The organism is Protofrankia sp. Cas8, assembly GCF_963555845.1.
Lineage (GTDB): Bacteria > Actinomycetota > Actinomycetes > Frankiales > Frankiaceae > Protofrankia.
This window is the reverse complement of sequence record NZ_CAUVXI010000257.1, coordinates 1,864-2,292: the sequence shown is the minus strand read 5'-3', so window position 1 is coordinate 2,292 and position 429 is coordinate 1,864. Positions and strand designations below refer to the sequence as shown.

At 72.3% G+C, this 429-nt stretch carries 1 protein-coding gene; it reads left to right on the top strand.

All coding sequences use genetic code 11. The features are described 5' to 3' along the window. Window positions 1–429: tetratricopeptide repeat protein (locus tag U9977_RS27270; protein WP_322751627.1), on the top strand; the 429-nt coding region annotated here is incomplete at both ends.

Here is a 429-nt window from a genome sequence, read left to right as displayed (position 1 = left end):
CGCCAGCTCGCTGAACAACCTGTCCAACCACCTGTCCGCTCTCGGGCGGCGGGAGGAGGCGCTGGGCGCGGTCGAGGAAGCCGTCGGTCTCTACCGGGTGCTGGTGCAGGCCCGGCCCGACGCGTTTACCCCCGACCTCGCCCTGTCGCTGAACAACCTGTCCAACCACCTGTCCGGCCTGGGTCGGTGGGAGGAGGCGCTGGGCGCGGTCGAGGAAGCCGTCGGTCTCTACCGGGTGCTGGTGCAGGCCCGGCCCGACGCGTTCACCCCCGACCTCGCCCTGTCGCTGAACAACCTGTCCAACCGCCTGTCCGATCTGGGGCGGCGGGAGGAGGCGCTGGGCGCGGTCGAGGAAGCCGCCGGTCTCCGGCGGGTGCTGGCGCAGACCCGGCCCGACGCGTTCACCCCCGACCTCGCCATGTCGCTGAA